Consider the following 20,529-nt stretch of genomic DNA (forward strand, 5'->3'; position numbering starts at 1 on the left):
GCGAAAGGGCCGCACATCTCCCGAGACGTATGGCTTCCATAATCAAAAGTACGATAGTTCTTCGTCAGACACCACCTTAGCCTGTGTTAGCAGAACAGAGCGTTCAAACCTTCGTCGTTTAGAACGCCCGACATAAATGGGGAGACATGGCTACACTCCGAGACCGCAAAAACAATCCTGAATGCTGCGCGGAATGGACCAGTCTGCCGGAAGAAACATAGAAGTGTTCAATTTTTCAGAAAAGAAAATTTGAGGGGAGAAATATGAAGAATTATCCAAATTCCGAGGGGCGTGGACCGTGCAGGCTGCTCGTGGCCGGGCTGTCATATGGTTTTCTTTTGACCAGTGCTTTGACGCCGCTATCTGCTTTTGCGCAGACAACAACTGCAGGCGATAGCGCAGCGCAACTGGAAGAGATTGTCGTAACTGCCCAACGGCGCGCCGAAAATCTCCAACGGGTACCGATTGCCGTTTCCGCAATTACGTCGGACCAGGCGGCTGCCCAGGGGATTACCGGAACGCTTGCACTAACCGCGGTAGCGCCAAGCCTCCAGATCAACCAGACTTCGAACTTCGGGAGCATATACCTGCGCGGTGTAGGCTCAAACCTCGCCGACCCGACTTCCGAGCCTTCGGTCGCAACGTATGTTGACGGTGTTTATATCTCGTCGCCGCAGACCAACTTTTTTTCGTTCAATAACATTGAGCGAATCGAAGTCTTGAAGGGCCCGCAAGGAACGCTGTTCGGCCGAAATGCGACCGGGGGCGTCATTCAGGTCGTGACACGCGATCCGAGCGAGGACCCATCAGCAGACATCAGTGTGGGCTACGGTAACTTCAACACGTTCAGCCAGGCCTTCTACGGGACGACGGGGGTTACTGACGGACTTGCGATCGATTTTGCTGTCGTCCACGAGAACCAGGCCGACGGGTATGGACGGAACTTCACCCTCGACAAGGAAATTTTCAAAAAGCGCAATACGGACATGCGTAGCAAGCTGTTGTGGTCGCCGGCCGAGGGTACCGAGCTTCGGATAATCGGCGACTATTCGAAGATGTTTCACAACAATGCCTATCAATACCGGCCCGGCGTTGTGACGCCGTCATACGGCGAGGCTCTTTATGCCGGCGAATTTAATGCGCTCGGGGATATAGAGCAGCTGGTCAGGACCAAGGGCTGGGGCCTTGCATTACGCCTCGATCAGGATCTCGGAGCGGTGAAGTTCGTCTCCATCACCTCGCGCAGAAAGTCACTGCATGACTTTAATCTCGACTCAGATCAAGGGCCGCTTAGGCAAGGGGGCTCACTCTATCAAAGCTATGCTCGAAACTGGACGCAGGAATTCCAGCTTGCGAGCCAGTCCGAGGGCAATCTGGATTGGGTGGCCGGCCTCTATTATTTTGACGTAGTGGGTGGGTATGATCCTTGGCAGTCTGTGGGTGGCGGATTCTTATGGGGCGCTGAGCAGGCGACCCGGTCATGGGCCGGCTATGGGCAAGCGACGCTAAGGCTGAGCACTGGCACGTCAGTCACCGGCGGATTGCGCTGGACGACGGAAAAGCTGAAAATGCGGTCTGTCAATCTTGGCGTGCCTGAAAATGCATTCAACGACTCGTTCAGCAAGGAGAAGCTGACGTGGCGGTTGGCACTCGATCAGAAATTTAACGAAGGTGTTATGGGGTATGTGAGCTACAACCGTGGTTACAAAAGCGGCGGGTTCAATCTTCTCGATGTTGGAGCGCTTAATCGGCCCACAGGCCATATTTCTCCAAGCTATAATCCAGAGGTTGTCGATGCCTACGAAGTCGGTATAAAATCTGACCTTCTTGATCGTCGGCTGCGGCTGAACGTTGCGGCCTTCTACTATGACTACAAGGATATCCAGCTGCAACAGCCGGTTCTTGTTGGCAATCGGATTCAGAACGCCGCTACTGCGAAAGTGCAGGGTATCGAGGCTGAGCTCCAGGCGGCGGCATCCGATAACCTGACACTCCGAGCCGCTTTGTCCTTGCTGGACACAAAGTACAAGAGTTTCAATCCTGCGCCGGCGGTGGGCCCAAACGGGGAATTCTCGATTATTGACGCCAGCGGTAACCAGCTGGTGGCAGCTCCGAAAATAACCGGCAATTTCGGCGTCGAATACCGCACGCAGATTGGCGGAAATCAGGTGACGGCGTCTGGTAACATGGTATATAATGACGGCTTTTACTGGCATGCAGACAATCGTCTCCGCCAACCGTCTTACGTGCTGTTGAATAGCTCGATCACAATGGATTTAGCCGACGGCAAATACCAGGTTCGCATCTGGGGACGGAATCTCGGAAACGAAAAATACTATATTTCGCAAGCCGAGGTGCAAGGTCGCGGTGATTGGGAGATGCGGGCGGCTCCTAGAACTTACGGGATTACCCTATTGGCGCATTTTTACTAAACTGCGAGGTACAGGCGGCGGCGCGTCTTGACGAATGCGCCGCCGACTGGCGATGCCCCGCAATGTATGGGAACCATTATGGACCTCAAAGTTTACGTTCTTGATGGCGGCCGTCTTGTGACGGAAGATGCGAGCATCTTCTCAGCGGATGGGAACTATAAGGGTGAACACTGGGACATGGCGAATCCATGCTATCTCGTTGTTCATCCACGGGGCATGCTGATGTGGGACTGCGGTTTCTCTGACAGCCTGGCCGATCTGCCGGATGGCTATAACTCCGGCCGGTCCGTGTGGTCACTTACCAGGAAGGTCTCCAAGCAACTGGAAGACATGGCTATCGACCTTCACGACATTGATTATTTTGCGCTGTCCCACTCGCATCTCGATCATTCAGGGAACGCCAATCTCTTTAAATGCTCCACCTGGATCGTGGATGAGGCGGAGCGAGAGTTCATGTTTCGCGATACTGCGCGTGAGAGTAAGGAGTTCGAGAACTATCACGAGCTCGAAAACGCAGAAATCTGTTCATTTACGGCTGACCACGACGTCTTTGGTGATGGATCCGTTGTCATACTGCGAGCGCCCGGGCACACCCCCGGTCATGCAGCACTTTTAGTGAACCTCGCAAAGAGCGGTCCAGTTATATTCACAGGAGACCTCTGGTACACCTGCCGTTGCCGGACAACGCGGAATATTCCTTCGAATAATACTGATCGCGAGCAGACGTTCGAATCCATGGCGCGGATAGAAGGTCTGGCACGAGAGCTGGGTGCAAGGATCATTATTCAGCACGAGCGCGCAGACTGGAACTCCATGCCACGTTTTCCAGACTATTTGCAATAATGGGCAAAATTGACGGCTGGCAGTTCAATGACGCTGCCTTGGACGATGATGTCCGCAAAATTCAAATGGCGGCGCAAACGCGGCTCGCGCAAACTCCACTTTGGACGCCTGAATCCGCCAGGGGCATAAGGGAGGCTCGCGCCCGGGGCGGGGGCTTGTATCTCCCGGTCTACCATTCACCCCGTGCGCGTATGATCGAAATTCCCGGTCCTGGGGGAGTGGTTTTGCTTCGCGTAATCGCTCCGGCCAATCCCAGGGGTATCTATTTGCATATGCATGGTGGCGGCTGGTTCATGGGAGGAGCCGACCTTCAGGACCCCAGGTTGGAAATTATTGCCGAGCGCGCGCAATTGGCCTGTGTGAGCGTCGACTACAGGTTAACGCCCGAGCATCCCTATCCCGCGGCTCCCGATGATTGCGAAGCGGCTGCTCTCTGGATCCTGGCTAACGCCGAAGCTGAGTTCGGGACCGAAATCGTCACGATTGGTGGGGAGTCGTCAGGCGCGCATCTGGCTCTTGTCACTCTCCTGCGCCTACGAGACAAGCATGCAATCGTGCTCGCAGGCGCAAATCTCATTTTCGGTTTTTTTGATCTCACGCTGACGCCCAGTGCACGAATGTTTGGCGATGATCGCATCGCGCCCCGGACGACCGACCTGCGAAGCTATGTGCGGGCGTTCGCACCGAAAGGTGAACTTACTGCGCCGGATATCTCGCCGTTATACGCTGACCTTAAAAACCTCTGCCCTGCGCTGTTCACGGTGGGAACGCAGGATCCGCTTTTGGACGACTCATTGTTCATGTACATGCGATGGCTGTCATCGGGAAATGACGGCGAGCTCGCAGTATATGCTGGCGGGATACACAATTTCATAGCGTTTCCCAGCCGCATAGCGCAGGAGGCGGAAGATCGCGCTATTGCCTTTCTGAAGCACGTGTCTTGCCAGTAATAGCCGCCCGATTACGGCAGTGTATAATCTGCTGCCATCGTTATAAGGAAATCCGATGAGCGAGGTGATGACCGCGACCCCGCAAGGCTGGTCAGCAGGACGGCGTCGCCTGGCGCTCATTGCGCTTGCCATCGGCTATGGTTTGAATACCGCCGATCGCCAATTATTATCGATCCTGGCTGGTCCTGTAAAAGCCGACCTGAATCTTTCCGACACTGAACTTGGCCTGATGGGCGGTGTGGCATTCGCCTTATTCTATGCGACCTGCGGCCTGCCCCTTGCCTGGATAGCCGACCGCTGGAGCCGAGCAAACGTGATCGCTATCGGCTTAGGCGTTTGGAGTGCCTTCACTGCGGCGTGCGGCGTGGTGCAGACCGGGGCGCAACTGTTTCTCTGTCGTTTGGGTGTGGGGTTTGGCGAAGCGGGCGGCACGGCGCCATCTTTCTCGCTGGTCTCGGATTATTACCCGCCCAATCAACGCGGCCGCGCGCTGGCCCTTCTTAATTTCGCCGCGCCCCTCGGCGTGGCGATTGGACCGTTGGCTGGTGCGCTCATCACCGAGATCATCCACTGGAGAGCAGCTTTCGTGATTGCCGGCGTCGGCGGGCTGCTGTTCGTGCCATACTTCCGCTGGGCGGTGCGAGATCCCTCGGAGCAGACCCGCGGCGAAGACGTCGTCGCCGTGGCAAAGCTTGCTCCGTCAGAACGCAGGAACGGGCTGAAGAAGTTATTTAGATCCTCGACGTTCTGGTGTTTGGCCATCGGAGCCAGTTTCAGCTCGATGGTGCTGCAGGGTCTGCTTTTCTGGTTGCCGTCCTTCCTGGAACGCACCTACGAGCTGGAGATCATTGAGCGCGCTATTGTTTTTGGCGTGACCACGGCGGTTGCGGGTATAATGGGCAACTGGATCAGCGGCTGGATTATGGACAAACGTGGCTCCAACCGCAGGCTCTACGTCCTGCTGCCGGCGGTGGCGGGGCTCATTGCCATTCCGATCTATGTCGTGGGCCTGAGCGCGAGCACTCTATGGGTTGCCGTGTTATTTATCTTCCTCGGCATGATCCTGACATTCGCATATTCGACGCCGATCTATGTGGCGGTGCAACATCTGGTGCGTCCAGGCATGCGCTCGACCGGTATTGCCAGCTATCTATTTATCAACAACAGCATCGGCATCGGGATCGGCATTGTCCTGCTTGGCTTTCTGTCAGATTTGCTGACTCCCCTGTTCGGCAATGATGCCCTGAAATACTCGATTTTAGCCTCTGTCTGCCTCTACCTGCTGAGCGCTGCCTTCTTCTGGCTCTGCTCACGAACTCTCGAGCGCGACTGGATCGATGGCTGAGCATTACGCTGTCAAGGCTGGCCGGAAGGTCCACCGCTGTCCTGATAGTCCTCCCACATAGAGCTCCATCCTGCAGCGATAAGGGGTCGTTAAACCTGGGGCCCAAACATCCGGTCGAGGTCGTCTATCCAGAAGATCATGAGCTAATTCTACGTGGTCGAAAGCATGAGAGAGGCCGTACCAACCCGGCGACGCTGCCTTTGTCTGGTCCGTAGGCAAGCAATCACTCCAGCGCAACACACCCCTCCGGTCGATCAAGTCATAAGAAGGCGTTATGCCGGAAATACAATTGCCCGGCTGGTTGTCTCCGCTGGACTTGCGTAAATTTCAGTCGGTCTTGTTTGTAATGAATTTCGGGCTGGAGATGAGATAGATGATCGAAGACAAGCTTTTTAAAGATGTTATTCGCAGCCGTAGATCTCCACGGAGCTTTCTCTCCACTCCCGTGCCTCAAGCATTGCTTCAGGTAGTTGTCGAAGATGCACGAAACACGCCGTCCAACTGCAATTATCAGCCCTGGATCGTTCATATCGTTTCGGGCGCTTCGCGTGACAAGCTGAGTTCAGCATTCCTTGAGGCGGCGGCGGAGCAGACGTTTTCCTGGGATTTTCCTTTCGATTTCGAAAGTTCCTACGGTATCTACGCTGAGCGTCGGCAGGCACAAGGCGCCGCCTATTATGAGGCGGCCGGCATCATGAAGGACGCGAAGGAACGGCGCAGCTACGCTATGATGCAGAACCTCCAGTTCTTCGGCGCGCCGCATGTCGCGTTGCTGTTCATGGCCCCTGTCTACGAAACGGTGCGCGTGGCCGGCGATGTCGGCATGTACGGCCAATCTTTCCTGCTTTCACTCGAGGCCCATGGGCTCGCCGGCATACCGCAGACACTGCTCAGCTTTTTTGCTGGAACGGCGCGCGAGGAGCTCGGCATCGACCCCATGTATAAAATGCTATTCGGAATTTCGTTCGGGTATCCCGAACCTGGCAATCCGGTAAACAGCTTTCCACTTTCCAAGGCCTCCATTGCCGAGACGGTCACCTTCCATGGCTAATTGATCACGGCGAGTGCGAAGCATTCGTGCTATGATCCGTTGGCATTGGCGCCTCGGATCTTTGCGTCCGGAGCGTGAAGCGGAACCTCCAATTCATGGTGCGCGCTCGAAGTGATGGTGCCCGCTTCCCGCAAGGTGGGACCGGAGATACGTAGAGTAGCCCCTGGACTCGGACAGGGTCAGGCTGCTGATTGGCTAAAGGTTGGCTATTTGCTTCTCGAGCTGCGCGGTGTTGACGTAGCTGATTGCGGCATGCAGTCTGCGCTGATTATAGTCTCATCAATAAGTCAGGGAAGTTGTTCGGCGACATCATTAACGGTTTCTGACGTGTCCCCCGGTTTCTTCAGCCCGAATTGGAGTCCAGCTGCCTTTTTGCGAATGAGCACGGTTTAAGGATTCGCCTGATGAGTGGGGCCTGTGCGATGTAGCGCAAGTGTCAATTGCTTTTGCAATTCAGCGGAGACCGTCGCCATGTCTTCCAATTCAAGAAGAGTGTGTCTCTCCCGATTGTGGCCTTTCACCGAGGCCGCACGTTCGGGCCTGATCCGATCAAAAGATTGGCACGAATGCACCCTGAGCTCGATTCTTGACGACTTTATTGGCCGGAAAGACATGGCCATTCATCGTGATATATACACCGCGTGTGGCGATCTGGGCAGTGGCGAATGCCATCCCGAGATTGAAAGCGGCGTCGCTTTCGGCAAACCGCGCCGGTGTGAGTGCGCCGACCAGAACAATGGTTTTGCTACGGACGACGGATAATATGCGGGCAGTGTCCGTCATCGTGTCCGTGCCGTGCGTGACGACGATGCGCTTTTCCCGAGCTGTCTCGATCCGCTTCAGGAGTTTTGCACGGTCGATCTCGTCAAGATCGAGGCTATCCTTGCGCGTGATCTCCTCGACAGAAAAAGGCTGGGTAACCCGTGCGATATCCAGCATCCGCGCAATCACTGTGTCGGTGATCTGATACGCGCTCAGTGCATCGAAATACTGCTTATCGATCGTGCCGCCTGTCGTGAGCACAAGAATTGATTCTTCCATAATACCCCGATTGAAGAGGATCGATGTGAACCGGGAACTTCGAACGGCAGGAAGTTCCCAGAATAGCGTTCCAGCTTGGACATTCAACCATAGTGATAGAGAATCGACCGATAACACGGGCGCCAGCGCGTTAACAATAGTTCCGAGGCCCGTTGCAAGGCGTTGTGCGTAGAGCTGAGGAACCCGAAGCGTCTTCTCGGGTGTAGGTTCGATTTCGCCTAGCTGGCGCGTCCTATGATTGAACACTGGCGAACGAGGGTATTGGTGAAGCTTGAGGTCAAGCGGGTCGACTGGCGCCATAAGGCGCCGTTCCGGATTTCTTACTCGGAAAGCACGCATGCTGAAACGGTGATGGTCCAGCTGCGGGACGGCGACCTGGCCGGCCGTGGCGAAGCGTCGGGAGTGGCCTACCGTGGCGAAACGGCAGCCAGCCTTCAGCAACAGCTGGAAGGGCTTCCCGCCCATTTTTTTGACGGCCTCACCCGCGAAAACCTACAGGAACGGTTACCCGCCGGCGGTGCGCGCAACGCACTCGATTGCGCGTTGTGGGATTTGGATGCGAAGCGTGCGGGAAAGCGCGCCTGGGAGCTGGCGGGAATCGATGAAGTCAAAGTTCTGCGCACGGCTTTCACACTCAGCCTCGACACGCCTGCGGCCATGGCGAAAGCCGCCGCCGAAGCGGCGGTTTTCGATATCCTGAAACTGAAGCTTGGTGGTGAGGGTGATATCGATCGGGTTTCCGCCGTACGCGACATCAGACCGGAGGTCGAGATCATCGTCGATGCCAATCAAGCATGGCGTCCAGCTCAGCTCGAGTCATTCGTGCATGGGCTGGCCGACCTTGGGGTCTTGCTCATCGAGCAACCGTTGCCGGCCGGCGATGACGTTGCATTGCGGGGATTCGAAAGCCCGATTCCCATCTGCGCGGATGAATCCATTCAAACGGCATCGTCGCTGGCCGACCTCGCCGATAGATATCAGTTCATCAATATCAAGCTTGATAAGACGGGCGGTCTTACCGAGGCATTACGGCTCGCCGACCAGGCGAAGGCGCTGGACCTGGGATTGATGACCGGATGCATGATGGGTTCGTCGCTTGCGATGGCGCCGGCATTCGTTGTTGCGCAACGCTGTGCTTTTGTCGACCTGGATGGACCGCTATGGTCCAGCACGGACATCGCCAACGCGATCGATTATCGAGGCAGCGACATGTTTCCACCAAGCGCGCAGCTGTGGGGATAGGGGCGGGTATGAAGATTTTTGCTGCCGGAATAGCACATGAATCCAATACCTTCGTGTCGGAGCCTACCACCTATAGCGATTACCTGGTGCAGCGTGGCGCACCGGGCTCCCCCATGGATTATCCGTCGCAGGATCTGTGCCAGACCTGGGGCAAGCAAGCAGCCTCGGGGGGCCATGCTTTCTTATTCAGCCTCATGGCCTGGGCGCAGCCGGGAGGCATCAACACCTGCGGCACCTATGAGGCATTGCGTGACGAAATGCTTGCCGATCTGCGCGCCGCGCTACCTGTCGATGTCGTTTTGCTGAATCTGCACGGTGCAATGATTGCGCAGGGCTACGAGGATTGTGAATCGGACATCATCAAGCATGTCCGATCGATGGTTGGCCCGGAGACTGTTATCGGGGTCGAGCTGGACCTGCATTGCCATCTTAACGAAACGAAGATTGCAGCCGTGGATGTCATTGTCATTTACAAGGAATATCCTCATACCGACATAGAGGCGCGCGGCGCTGAACTGTTCGATCTCGCTGTCGCGACGAAACTTGGTCGGGTCAAACCCGTGATGGCCCTGTTCGATTGCGGTATGGTCGGCCTGTACGGTACTACGCGCCAACCAATGCGAGGCTTCGTCGATCAAATGGTGGAAGCAGAACGCAGGACGGGCATTCTTTCCGTGTCGCTTGGACATGGATTCCAGTTCGCTGATCGACCGGACATGGGGGCCAAGATGCTGGTGGTCGCTGACGACGATCGGCTGTTAGCGGCGCAGACGGCTCGCGAATTTGGATCGCAGTTATATGAACTGCGCCATGAGATCGGCTTCGAAACCACATCGCTGTCGCTGGAAGAGGCTTTGAGCCGCGCGGCGAGCAATCCGGACCTGACAATCGTGGCCGATCAGTCGGATAATCCGGGGCTGGGCTCGCCGGGCGACTCTACGCTGGCGCTGCGCTGGCTCCTGGAACACCGCGTCGAAAATGCCGGGCTGGCGATCCTGCATGATCCCGAAGTGGTCAAGATCGCCAGAAAGGCGGGACTCGGTGCCACGATCCAAGTCCGCCTCGGCGGCAAGACCGGTCGGAGTTCCGGCGATCCCCTGGATCTTGAGGTCGAAGTCCTCAGCATGCTCGACGACTATATGCATCCCTTTCCGCAGGATAATGCGGAGCCGGCATTCTATCCAGCCGGCGATATCGTCGCGTTGCGCTGCGGAGGTGTTGAGATTGTTGTGGGCAGCAAGCGCTGCCAATGCTTTTCGCCGTCGGTATTCACAGCGCTTGGCATTGATCCTACGCAAAAATCAATTCTGGTACCCAAATCTACGCAGCATTTTTACAGCGCTTTTGCAACGATTTCGGACCATATCCTCTACATGGCAGCGCCAGGCGCCGCGCCTCCCGACCCGCGACAGCTCAACTATAAGCGATTTGATCCGCTCCAGGTGTATCCGTGGGCTCAGTAGCGTTTGTGAGCGGACGTCAGGGAGCAAAATTTGCGCGTTTGGGAGCTTATGTATCAAAACCGTCATCATAAGCCTTGACTTGGCGAAACCGCAGGCATCAAAATCGTCGATCATCCCGCAGGGGCAGACGGCGAAGTGCAGCTACGTTGGAATAAGTATTTCAATTTCAGCAAAGCGATGTCGTGTCGCAATTTGAGTTGACACGCATGGCGGATAGCAATGACTCCGCCGGGCCAGAGCAGCCAGCCCGACAGCAACCGCCTCGCTGGCTCATCTCCCTTTATCATGAGCAAAGCGCGGCGCTATGTCGCTACTTAAGGCGTAAATATGGCGCTGGTCCTCCCGAGCCCGAAGACGTGATGCATGAAGCATTTTCCCGATTGGCGGCGCTCCCTGACGAGACAATTGCCATTATTGAAAACCCTCGAGCTTTCCTCTACCGGACGGCGGAAAACCTTTTGAACAGCGAGCGGCGAAAGCGCGCGGTACGTTCAGCACATGCTGCGGAAACGAAATACCTTGAAAAGACGAGTTCCGAATGCACACCCGAGCGCGTCATACTCGCAAGAGACCAACTGAACATTGCTGAAGCGGTTTTGCGCGAGATGCCTGATATGCGGAGACGGTGCTTTCTGATGCATAGATTTGACGACCTCTCCTTTTCCGAGATCGGTCGCCGACTGGGTATGACGCCCAACGGCGCCAAGGGGCACGTCATGCGCGCCATGACAGAAATTGTCAGCGCGCTGGAGGCGTCCAGCCGCCGCTCCGGAATCAAGCCGGAATGATGAAGCTATGATGTCCGAACAATCTTCCGGCTTGCGAAGCGAGGCGCGTGACTGGGTGTTTCGCATGGCCGACGCTGATGTCGGCCCCGGTGATCATGCCGCGTTTCGGGTATGGTATGATTCCAATCACCTCAATGCCGCTGCCTATGAGGCGGAGCTTGATGTTTATTATGCGCTCGGAGCTCTCGAAAGCCGGTTCGCCGGCGAGCCGCGCGAGGAAGTGCGGGTGTGGTCCTGGCGTACTGTCTGGGCGGGAGGGCTGGCAATTGCCGCGAGCATCGCTCTGCTGTTCTTCCTTATCCAGCCCGGGCACCCTCAGTGGAGCCCGTTGATCGAGACGAAGCACGGTGAGGTTCGCACAGTCAAGCTGTCAGACGGGTCGGTGGTTGCGCTGGCGCCCGAGAGCAAGCTCCAGACCGCTTTCAACGATGAAGAACGCCGTGTCCGTCTCGCCTCGGGCGAGGCCTATTTCAGCGTCGGACAGGATACGGCACGTCCGTTCGTAGTCGAGACGAGGGGCATCGATATCCGTGACATCGGCACGGAGTTCGAAATTCACGCCGTCCGGTCGGCCGTGCGTGTCACAGTAGCGGAAGGCATTGTGGATGTTGTAGAGCCGTGGCGTATAGGCAATGCGATTTCTGGCGACCGCACACACCGGCTGACAGTGGGACGCCAGATCCTTGTCACGCCCAGGCTGCTCGCTGTGGACACGGTCGCCATGGCGGCACGTCCACAGCCCGGAGCATGGCGGGACAAGCTGCTCATATACGAGAACGCGACACTGGACGAGATTGTGTCTGACACGAACCGTTATGTCGAGACGCCTATTCGCATTGCAGACCCGAACATTGCTGGCCTGCGCGTGACCGCGGCGTATCGTCCCGAACAGATCAATGGGATGCTGTCGGTTCTTGCTGCCACAATGCCAATCTCGGTTCGGCGTTCTGACGACGAAGTGCTGCTTGTAGGAAGACCGTAATTCTTGGCTCGAGGTTCGCTTACGGCATGTGTGAGTCCTCATGATTACGACTTTTCATGGAAATAGAAGGCGCAGCTTGTCTGGCGTGGCGATTGCTGGGTTGGCTTTTGCGCACAACAGGGGGAAGGCCGAGGCATGACATCGGCCTATACCAGCGTCAGCACCTGGGTCCTCCTGGCGGCCCTTGCAACGTGTGGTACGCCCAGTCAGTCACCGGCGGCGGTACAAAGTGCTCCCGGCCAGTCGGCACGGCTCTTCTTCAATATACCGGCACAGCGTCTGGCATCAGCGCTGGCACAATTTTCGCGCCAATCTCGCCTGGGGGTGCTCATGCCCGGCGACCTGGTGCGTGACCGCATGAGCACCGCGATATCGGGCGAAATGACACCACACGAGGCATTGGTTCGGCTGAGCGCGGGCACAGGCCTGCGCGTGGTCGTGCTTCCGGATGGTGGATTCACGCTGGTCACGGAAAAAGTGAGAGCGAACAAGGAGAGCAATCGTGCCAGGCTGGAAGCAGCCGGATCAGCTCATCATCAAAAGGGGGGTATTCGGTCTTCCAGTATCGAAAGCGAGGCGGCCCCCGAAGTCATTGTCACAGCGCAAAAGCGCGAGGAACGGTTGCAGGATGTTCCTGTCCCGGTGACGAGTATCGATGCCTTGAAGCTGGTGGCCCACAATCAGTTGCGTTTGGAAGATTATCAGACCCAGGTTCCGGGTCTACGCGTCACGCCCGCAGGAGAATTCGGGCAAATCCTCTCCATTCGGGGAATCACCGCGGGAGGCCTGGGAGGCAATCCTGCTGTCGCCATTACTCTGGATGAACAGCAGCTCGGATCGTCCACCGCGCTGGGTTATGGCCTCGTCATTCCCGACCTCGATCCCCGCGAGTTGGAGCGGGTTGAAGTTTTGCGGGGGCCGCAAGGCACGCTTTACGGTGCGAACAGCCTCGGCGGATTGGTCAAATATGTATTATCCGAGCCGGTGATCGGGACGAGCGATGGCTTGGTCGAGGCCAGCGTCCATACCGTGCAAAACGGACCAACGCCCGGTTACAGTATTCACGCTTCCACCAATATTGCCGTACAGGAGCAGGTCGCCGTCCGAATAAGCGGATTTGAACGCGAGGATGCTGGCTATATCGACAATGACGCCCTCGAGCTGAGGAGCGTCAACCGGCAAAAGGTATTTGGCGGTCGGCTTTCCCTATTGTGGCGGCCAACAACTAATTTTTCGGCTACATTGAACGCGCTATATCAAAATTTCGACGCCGAAGGCGGCAATGATGTGAATCCGTCGCTTGGCGATCTCAAACAGGAGAAGATCGTAGGGACTGGGCGGAACAAAGGCGCGGTAGGGGCTTACAGCCTCAAGTTGCGCGGCAGCTTTGCACAATGGGACCTGATTTCGGTAAGCGGGTACAGCAACCGGACGGCACAATCCTCCATCGATCACATTCTTCGGCGGGCCTCAGTCCTCGCGCTTTATGGAGTCGGTGGTGCCGAGCTCGTTAATATCAGCCAGCAACGAAAGTTCAGTCAGGAATTCCGCGCTTCAGGGACGCTGTCGGAGGGCACCGATATCCTTCTTGGTGCCTACTATACCTATGAACATGCACCAATCGAACAGACTATTTATGCGCGCGAATTGACGAGCGAGCGCGTCGTCGGCGTCCCCTATCATTCCACCTTCCTCAGTACCTATAACGAGCTGGCGGCATTCGCAAATCTCACCTTTCGAGTGTCGCCGGCGTTCGATGTACAGTTTGGCGGGCGAGCCAGTGCGATCCGGCAAAGTTTCCAACAAACGACCCTGTCCCTGTTCGCCAGCGAGGAGCCGTCTGTCGGCGATGTTCAACGTGCGCGCGCGCACCCGGTCAATTACATGATCACACCCCGATACAGGATTACACCCGAGCTCATTCTTTATGGACGATTGGCATCGGGATATCGGCCCGGGGGCGCGAATGTGGTGCTCTGTTCGACGTACAGTTTCCCCTGTCAATATGCCCCCGACAAGACGATCAATCGCGAGATCGGCATCAAGGGCGACCTTCTTGACGGCAAGATCTATCTGGACACGTCACTTTACTGGATTGATTGGAAGAACATCCAGCTGTTCACGATCGATCCGATCGGGAACCAGGGATATCGCATCAACGGCAGTGGCGCCCTTAGCCGGGGCATCGAGCTATCCCTCACGCTGATGCCGGGGTCGGGGCTTGAATTGACGGGGTGGGGCGTGCTGGCGGATGCGGAGCTGACCAAGCCGTTTCCGAGTGGAACGACGGTGCGGGGTGCTGTTGGAGACAAATTGCCGTTCAGCTCGCATTTCACTGGTGGTGTTACGATCGACAAGAAGTTGAAGATCGGATCCGCAGGTGTCTCGCTCGGCGGATCCTTCAGCTATGTCGGATATCGTCAGGGTGGTTTTGCCAGCGCATCGGATCCCGCAGGAATACGGCCGCAATTGCCCGGCTATACCAGGACAGACTTACGTGCCAGCGTCCGGTTTTCAGAATGGAAGATAGACGTTTTCCTGAATAATATCACAGACGAACGCGGAGTATTGGTTGCCGGGTCCGATCTGTTCTATCCTTCGACCGTTTATATAAAGCCAAGAACTTTAGGAATATCTCTCTCTCGCTCCTTGTGAAGGAGTGGGCATTCTTCTTTTTAATAAAATGAGGATATGATGGTCCAGGATAACGTGCTCAATAATGCAAAACCCTGGGCCCCTTACTTCCAGCTGGCTCTGCTCGCTCTCGCAGTGACGATAATGACCTATTTTCGTCAGTCGCTTGGCCCGCTCCAGGAGGATTTGCGTCTCTCGCTACTGCTCAGCGACAACCAGATCGCTCTGATCCAGGGGCTTATGGTGTCTATCCCGGTCGCTCTGGTGTCTATCCCATTGGGATTCATCACCGATCGTGTCTCGCGTAGCCGGCTGATCGTCATGCTCATGGCGCTTGGCCTCCTGGCGATCGTGATCAGCGCATTCGCGCAGAGTTTCCTTGGCCTGGGTGCCGCACGCATCCCACTCGGCATCGCATCGTCGGGTGTGCTCATCGCGGCCTATTCGTTGGTCGGGGATCTGGTGCCGCTGCACCAGCGCGGACGTGCGGCGACATTCGTCGCGATTGGCGAGAAATGTGGCGGGCCGTTGGCGTTCGCGTTGGGCGGCGCTGTACTTGTCACCTACGATCCGGCGACCGCGCCCCAGATTGGTGCGGCCCAGCTGCAGGGCTGGAGCTGGGCACTGCTGTGGATGGCCGGTCTCGCCTTGCCCTTCCTTCTGCCGCTCCTGCTGTTGCGTGAACAACCCCGCCATCATCAGACATCATCGGGCGGAAACCTATCCATCCATGTCGCAATGCGAATGTTATGGAATTATCGTCGCGTAGTCGTCCCAATCCAGCTTGGCCGCGCGACGTTGAGCATTGCCGATGGTGCTGTGATCGTTTGGGGCGCGCCATTCTTCGCTCGAAAATTTCACCTGCCTCCGGATCAGATCGGCGCGATCATGGGTTCGATATTGCTGATAAGCGGCATTCTCGGACTGCTATTCGGTGGGCCGCTCGTGGATTTCTACATGCGCCGCGGCGGGCCGCGGCTGGTGCTCACCTGCATGGCTGCTATTGCCTTGTTCAGTATTCCGTGCGCGTTCTTTGCCTTGTTGCCCAGCGTGACGATTGTCGCGTTCGTTATGTGCCTGTTTCTCGTCGCTGGCTTTACGATTGCCACCTGTGCGTTGGGGCTGAATCTGATCGTCATTCCAAGCGAACTGCGCGGACTTAATCTGGGCATAACCATTGTGATCGGCGCAGTCTTCTTCACCGGTCTTGCGCCGTTGACGATCAGCCTGATGTCCGGGGCGCTCGGCGGCGAGCATATGATTGGTACAGCCTTGGCTTTGGTATGCGGAACGGCAAGCGTGCTTAACGCGGCCATATTCCTTTTCGGCATCCCAAAGTTCCCCCGAGCGAACGAGACGCTCGGGGAGGCGTATGCGTGAGGATGCATGGAAAAAGGATGCCGTTAGCGGCCTCGTTCAAAGCACGTCTTCCGGCCGAACCATTCGACCGTGACAGCGTCGGCCTTGCCTTCAACGGGGCTGAAGACGAACCGCATCTCGTCATCGATTGCCGACAGGAAGGTTCGACCGCCTACATGGATAAGCCTATGCGTGGTGCCGTCGCATTTTGGACCTTCCGGCACTGCCGCGATCACGCCATCCTGCTGCGGCGCGACTGCGATCCGCTCAAAACTGGTCCGGATTGGTCCGGGTAGATATTTGCCGCACAACAGGGAAATTTCCTCACTACTCAGGGGCTGATTGGAGGGCTCGGGCAAGGCGGCACCGAATAGAATGCGCGCTATCTTCTGTTCGAGACCAATGACGCTCGGCAACACATCGCGAGTGTTGGCGAGCACCACGATCGAGATATCATCGTCCGGATAATAAGCCATATAGGCCGAGAAGCCTACAAAATCGCCTGCATGCGCCATCTTGCGATGGCCTTCCCATTCGCGAATTATCAACGCGCCGCGCGCATACTGGAGCGGGGTGCCGTCATTCAAGCGGTCTTGCGTGTACAGGATCGCTCGTACGGTGTCGCCGAACAGATTGCGGCGATGAACCCCATCAAGGTAGCGTTGAATGTCGGCGGCCGTGCTGACGATGCCGGCGGCGGCGAACCAGGCCGAGCCTCCGATCTCCGGGGCGTTTCGGAACCCGCTGGATGTAGGGAAATAGCCGCGGGCCCGGCGCGGAATGATGCGCTCGAGGTCGTCCAGTTGCGTGTCTTCAAGCTGCAATGGGCACGTGACGAACTGTCGAAGCACTGCGGCATATGGCATCCCGCACACTGCCTCGGCGATCAGGCCGAGGAGATGGGTATTTGAGTTGGAGTAACTATAGGCGTCGCCCGGATGGAAGACGAGCGGTGCGGATTCGAATGATGCAATAATCTGTTCCTGACTGACATCGCCGCGACGGCCGAGCGGGAAAACCGGCAGATCGACGTAATTTTCCAGTCCGCTGCGATGGTTCATCAGGAAATGCACGGGAATATCACGGCCGGGACCAACATAGCCCTGTAGGTAGCGGCCCACGGGTATGTCGAGGTCGACGAGGCCGAGCTCCACCAGCCGGGCGATGATCAGCGATGCAAAGGACTTACTCAGCGAACAGATTTTGAAAACGGACTGCGGCGTGGCCGGGATGAGATTCTCGAGGTCGGCGTACCCGAATCCCTCTTCAAGTATGGTGTGTCCACCCCGCCATACCGAGAGCACGAGGCCGGGATAGGGCCCACTTTCCAGGCTGCGCGCGCCCAATGCGGCGATAGCGGAAGCCTCGCAGGAGACTTGGCGCAAGGTGGTCCCACTGTTCGATTGGATCGTCACCGAAGATTCCTTTCTCTGGCGACACTGTCGCTTCTGTGCCTGTCTATACAAGACGCGTGTTCAAGCCCAATCCGCACTGCTCCCTATCATGCGCGCAAGGTGCGCTTCGGGCGCTCACGCGCGTCTTGCAACATACAGAATGGAGAGATCGCATGTCTCTGTCGCGAAGGATTGAAGGTGTTGGGACGAGCATCATACTGGCTATGCTCGAAAAGGAAGCGACGCTGCGTGAGCAGGGTATCGAGATTATTTCGCTGACGGCAGGAGAGCCCGATTTTCCAACTCCCCGCCATGTAGTGGCGGCCGCGCGGGTAGCAATGGACAAGGGGGACACCCGATATCCGCCGTTGACCGGAACGGCAGCGTTGAAGCAGGCGATCATAGGCAAATTTATCTCGGATTACGGGCTGGAGTTCGGGCTACGATCAATCATCGTCTCGACGGGCTCGAAACAGGCGATCTATAATGCGTTCATGGCCACGCTCGATCAGGGCGATGAGGTGGTCATTCCAAAGCCTTACTGGACAAGTTATCCGGATATGGTTCGCGTCGCGGCAGGTGTGCCGATTTTTGTCGAAACCCATGTGAGTCAACGATTTCAACTCGATGCAGACCTGTTGAATCATGCAATCTCGCCGCGCACCAAATGGATATTGCTCAATTCGCCCGGTAATCCTACGGGAGCGATATACAATGAGGAAACGCTCCGTGGTGTGGCTGAAGTCCTGCGCCGGCACCAGCACGTACGCATTCTGTGTGACGATATCTACGAACACATCGCCTTCGAACAACCCGTCAGGAATATCCTGCAGGTCGCGCCAGACCTTGGGGATCGTTGCCTGATTGTCAATGGCGTTTCCAAGGCCTATGCCATGACCGGCTGGCGTCTTGGCTATGCTGCGGGGCCGCCCGAACTGATCCAGGCGATGGCGGTCATACAGTCGCAATCCACCTCAGGGGCGAGCACGTTGAGCCAGGCGGCAGCGGTTGCCGCTTTGACCGGTCCGCAGGAGGACAGGATTGCCGCATGCGAGGCATATCGGCGGCGACGTGACCTGGTTGCTTCGCACCTTCTCAGAATCCACGGACTAGACTTTACGCCGCCCGATGGGGCATTTTACGTGCTCGTCGATTGTCGTGAGGCTCTGCCAGAGATTGGACTGCGGAAAGATGAAGATCCGGCCTTCGTCGCGCGTCTGTTCGAGGCTGGCGTCGCCGTGATTCCGGGAACCGCCTTCGGCGCCCCCGGCTTCATCCGGTTGAGCTTTGCCACGGCCGATGCACAAATCGAACGCGGATTGGTGCGGCTCGCGACAGTTGTTGCTGGCAGGTCGGATTCTCTTTAGATGACGGCTTCGATCAGAAAAGGGCCACGTTGACGCATTGCTTGCGCGACGGCCGCGTCGAACGTCTCAGCAGCGTCACAACGCAATGCCTCCACTCCAAGCCCCCTGGCGAGATCCACCCAGCCGATCCGCGGATCACCAAGATCCAGCAGACGAGCCGCGCGCGGTCCGGCGTCACCTGCCGATGTGCGGGCCATCTCGTTATTCAAAATCCGGTAGCTGCCATTGGCCATGATGATGACCAGTATGTCCAGCCGTTCCCGCGCCATCGTCCATAGAGATTGTACCGTGTACATCGCCGCGCCATCTCCGTTCATAGAGATGACCTTGCGCTGCGGCCCGGCAAGGGCGGCGCCGATCGCCAGCGGCAGCCCCTCGCCGATTGCGCCCCCTGTCACTGCGAGGACCTCGTGCGGCGCTGCCGTCAGTGCGGGCATTGTAAGACCGGTGCGCGAGGTGACACTGTCGTCGCATACGATTGCACCTTCCGGCATATGGCGCGCGATCGACACACCTGCAGTATGCGGCGTCAAGGCGCCGCGTGGCGCTGCATCCGCGATATCATAAGGTTGGCTTGAACCATGCGATGGAGCGCCAAGTGTGTCGGCCAGAGCCTCCAGTGCAGCGACCGCATCTTCGCGACGATCGGCGATCGAGCACAGCGACGCGCCGTCTGGTACAAGCAGGGACGGCCGATCAGGGTAGGCGAAGAAGGCCACCGGTTGCGTCGTACCGGCCAGGACCATCAAATCTGCACCGGCCAAATCCTCCATCGCAAGTTCGCCAAAGTAAGGAATGCGGTGTGGCGCAAACCTGCCCGCACCCCGGCTCAACCGGGCGATGAAGGTGTCGGCCACCACACGAACGCCCGTTGCGGCAATGCGGGCGGCGGCGGCAAGACCCGCCTCGGAGCAGGCGTGGCCCCCGATCAGAACGACAGGCTGCCCTGCTGCCCTGATCCTCCGCGCGGCTTCCCCTAATGCCTCGGGTGCGGGCCCAGCCCATGAACGGCGTTGTGCGATTGTCGGCTGCGCGTCGGCTTTGTTCCAGGCGGCATCGGCCGGGAGGATGAGACTGACGGGCCCACCCGGCGGAGCCAGGCTTGCCGAGATCGCTTCAGCCGCGAGCAGTGCGACGGAGTCGGCCGTTTCCGCCGATCTTACCCATAGTGAATTGGGTGCGGCAATGCCTTCGATATCGGAATGGAGCGGGGCATCATAGGACCGATGACCCGTGGCATGGTCCCCGATGATGTTCACGATTGGTGTGAAAGCCCGCCTGGCATTGTGCAGGTTGGCAAGTCCGTTTCCATAGCCAGGGCCAAGATGAAGCAACGTGCAGGCCGGAGATTGCGCTATACGTCCATATCCGTCCGCTGCGCCGGTTGCGACACCTTCGAAAAGGCAGAGAACTGAGCGCATTTGGGGATGATGGTCGAGTGCAGCGACGAACTGCATTTCGCTGGTGCCGGGATTGGCGAAACATGTGGTGACTTCGTTTGCGATCAGCGTGGAAATAAGCAGGTCTGCACCGTTCATTCGTTTCTCCGTTGTTTGGCCTTCAAGACCGTCGAGCAGGACCAGCCGTCGAAGCGTTGCTCAAAGGACGCGCAGGGCAACCGAAAGCGCACCGCGTACA

General features: G+C 57.4%; 15 protein-coding genes. 12 read left to right on the forward strand and 3 right to left on the reverse strand.

What is annotated here, in order from left to right; genetic code table 11:
* Positions 1 to 263 precede the first annotated feature (263 nt).
* From ACFQ00_RS11695 to ACFQ00_RS11715, 5 genes are all read left to right on the forward strand, one after another.
* Positions 264 to 2,432, forward strand: coding sequence for a TonB-dependent receptor (locus tag ACFQ00_RS11695; RefSeq protein WP_381490739.1), 2,169 nt, complete (start codon positions 264 to 266; stop codon positions 2,430 to 2,432).
* Between the two features lie 78 nt (positions 2,433 to 2,510).
* On the forward strand, positions 2,511 to 3,275 hold the full coding sequence (locus ACFQ00_RS11700; RefSeq protein ID WP_381490742.1) for an N-acyl homoserine lactonase family protein: 765 nt from the start codon (positions 2,511 to 2,513) through the stop codon (positions 3,273 to 3,275).
* On the forward strand, positions 3,275 to 4,225 hold the full coding sequence (locus ACFQ00_RS11705; RefSeq protein ID WP_381490745.1) for an alpha/beta hydrolase: 951 nt from the start codon (positions 3,275 to 3,277) through the stop codon (positions 4,223 to 4,225). Before ACFQ00_RS11700 ends, ACFQ00_RS11705 begins: the two co-directional genes overlap by 1 nt.
* A 55-nt stretch (positions 4,226 to 4,280) precedes the next feature.
* Positions 4,281 to 5,570, forward strand: coding sequence for a spinster family MFS transporter (locus ACFQ00_RS11710; RefSeq protein ID WP_381490748.1), 1,290 nt, complete (start codon positions 4,281 to 4,283; stop codon positions 5,568 to 5,570).
* Between the two features lie 373 nt (positions 5,571 to 5,943).
* Positions 5,944 to 6,621 (forward strand): nitroreductase, encoded by a 678-nt coding sequence (locus ACFQ00_RS11715; RefSeq protein WP_381490751.1) that lies wholly within the window; start codon positions 5,944 to 5,946, stop codon positions 6,619 to 6,621.
* A 549-nt stretch (positions 6,622 to 7,170) separates the two neighbouring features.
* Here ACFQ00_RS11715 and ACFQ00_RS11720 read toward each other — a convergent pair.
* Positions 7,171 to 7,662, reverse strand: coding sequence for an asparaginase domain-containing protein (locus tag ACFQ00_RS11720; protein WP_381490754.1), 492 nt, complete (start codon positions 7,660 to 7,662; stop codon positions 7,171 to 7,173).
* 264 nt (positions 7,663 to 7,926) lie between these two features.
* On the opposite strand from ACFQ00_RS11720, the gene dgcA reads away from it, so the two are divergent.
* The 6 genes from dgcA (at position 7,927) to ACFQ00_RS11750 (ending at position 16,151) form a co-directional block, all read left to right on the forward strand.
* The gene (dgcA, locus tag ACFQ00_RS11725) at positions 7,927 to 8,904 is read left to right on the forward strand and encodes an N-acetyl-D-Glu racemase DgcA (protein WP_381490757.1); all 978 of its coding nucleotides are present in this window, start codon (positions 7,927 to 7,929) and stop codon (positions 8,902 to 8,904) included.
* A gap of 8 nt (positions 8,905 to 8,912) precedes the next feature.
* Positions 8,913 to 10,367, forward strand: coding sequence for a M81 family metallopeptidase (locus ACFQ00_RS11730; protein ID WP_381490760.1), 1,455 nt, complete (start codon positions 8,913 to 8,915; stop codon positions 10,365 to 10,367).
* A 206-nt stretch (positions 10,368 to 10,573) separates the two neighbouring features.
* Positions 10,574 to 11,155 carry an RNA polymerase sigma factor gene (locus ACFQ00_RS11735; RefSeq protein WP_381490763.1) on the forward strand — a complete coding sequence of 194 codons (582 nt, stop codon included), beginning with the start codon at positions 10,574 to 10,576 and terminating at the stop codon, positions 11,153 to 11,155.
* Between the two features lie 7 nt (positions 11,156 to 11,162).
* Positions 11,163 to 12,137: a FecR family protein gene (locus ACFQ00_RS11740; protein WP_381490766.1), complete on the forward strand. Its 975-nt coding sequence runs from the start codon at positions 11,163 to 11,165 to the stop codon at positions 12,135 to 12,137.
* Positions 12,138 to 12,272: 135 nt separating this feature from the next.
* Positions 12,273 to 14,792, forward strand: a complete 2,520-nt coding sequence (locus ACFQ00_RS11745; protein WP_381490769.1) for a TonB-dependent receptor domain-containing protein — start codon at positions 12,273 to 12,275, stop codon at positions 14,790 to 14,792.
* Positions 14,793 to 14,828: 36 nt separating this feature from the next.
* Positions 14,829 to 16,151, forward strand: a complete 1,323-nt coding sequence (locus tag ACFQ00_RS11750) for an MFS transporter (protein ID WP_381490772.1) — start codon at positions 14,829 to 14,831, stop codon at positions 16,149 to 16,151.
* 23 nt (positions 16,152 to 16,174) lie between these two features.
* Here the strand turns inward: ACFQ00_RS11750 and ACFQ00_RS11755 are convergent, their stop codons facing one another.
* Positions 16,175 to 17,545, reverse strand: a complete 1,371-nt coding sequence (locus ACFQ00_RS11755; protein WP_381490775.1) for a serine hydrolase domain-containing protein — start codon at positions 17,543 to 17,545, stop codon at positions 16,175 to 16,177.
* Positions 17,546 to 17,697: 152 nt separating this feature from the next.
* Here ACFQ00_RS11755 and ACFQ00_RS11760 point away from each other — a divergent pair, with 152 nt between their 5' ends.
* A complete protein-coding gene (locus tag ACFQ00_RS11760) occupies positions 17,698 to 18,891 on the forward strand; it encodes a pyridoxal phosphate-dependent aminotransferase (RefSeq protein ID WP_381490778.1) in 1,194 nt (397 codons plus the stop codon).
* Here the strand turns inward: ACFQ00_RS11760 and ACFQ00_RS11765 are convergent.
* Positions 18,888 to 20,429 carry an acetolactate synthase large subunit gene (locus ACFQ00_RS11765; RefSeq protein ID WP_381490781.1) on the reverse strand — a complete coding sequence of 514 codons (1,542 nt, stop codon included), beginning with the start codon at positions 20,427 to 20,429 and terminating at the stop codon, positions 18,888 to 18,890. The two genes, ACFQ00_RS11760 and ACFQ00_RS11765, sit on opposite strands and share 4 nt — an antisense overlap.
* Positions 20,430 to 20,529: the final 100 nt, after the last annotated feature.

This window comes from Sphingosinicella xenopeptidilytica, assembly GCF_042676985.1.
GTDB lineage: Bacteria > Pseudomonadota > Alphaproteobacteria > Sphingomonadales > Sphingomonadaceae > Sphingosinicella > Sphingosinicella xenopeptidilytica.

What these genes read in the sequence shown, in the direction of transcription:
- ACFQ00_RS11695 (WP_381490739.1), top strand. Translation starts at nt 264, where the DNA reads ATGAAGAATTATCCAAATTCCGAGGGGCGTGGACCGTGCAGGCTGCTC.
- ACFQ00_RS11700 (WP_381490742.1), top strand. Translation starts at nt 2,511, where the DNA reads ATGGACCTCAAAGTTTACGTTCTTGATGGCGGCCGTCTTGTGACGGAA.
- ACFQ00_RS11705 (WP_381490745.1), top strand. Translation starts at nt 3,275, where the DNA reads ATGGGCAAAATTGACGGCTGGCAGTTCAATGACGCTGCCTTGGACGAT.
- ACFQ00_RS11710 (WP_381490748.1), top strand. Translation starts at nt 4,281, where the DNA reads ATGAGCGAGGTGATGACCGCGACCCCGCAAGGCTGGTCAGCAGGACGG.
- ACFQ00_RS11715 (WP_381490751.1), top strand. Translation starts at nt 5,944, where the DNA reads ATGATCGAAGACAAGCTTTTTAAAGATGTTATTCGCAGCCGTAGATCT.
- ACFQ00_RS11720 (WP_381490754.1), bottom strand. Translation starts at nt 7,662, where the DNA reads ATGGAAGAATCAATTCTTGTGCTCACGACAGGCGGCACGATCGATAAG.
- ACFQ00_RS11730 (WP_381490760.1), top strand. Translation starts at nt 8,913, where the DNA reads ATGAAGATTTTTGCTGCCGGAATAGCACATGAATCCAATACCTTCGTG.
- ACFQ00_RS11735 (WP_381490763.1), top strand. Translation starts at nt 10,574, where the DNA reads ATGGCGGATAGCAATGACTCCGCCGGGCCAGAGCAGCCAGCCCGACAG.
- ACFQ00_RS11740 (WP_381490766.1), top strand. Translation starts at nt 11,163, where the DNA reads ATGATGTCCGAACAATCTTCCGGCTTGCGAAGCGAGGCGCGTGACTGG.
- ACFQ00_RS11745 (WP_381490769.1), top strand. Translation starts at nt 12,273, where the DNA reads ATGACATCGGCCTATACCAGCGTCAGCACCTGGGTCCTCCTGGCGGCC.
- ACFQ00_RS11750 (WP_381490772.1), top strand. Translation starts at nt 14,829, where the DNA reads ATGATGGTCCAGGATAACGTGCTCAATAATGCAAAACCCTGGGCCCCT.
- ACFQ00_RS11760 (WP_381490778.1), top strand. Translation starts at nt 17,698, where the DNA reads ATGTCTCTGTCGCGAAGGATTGAAGGTGTTGGGACGAGCATCATACTG.
- ACFQ00_RS11765 (WP_381490781.1), bottom strand. Translation starts at nt 20,429, where the DNA reads ATGAACGGTGCAGACCTGCTTATTTCCACGCTGATCGCAAACGAAGTC.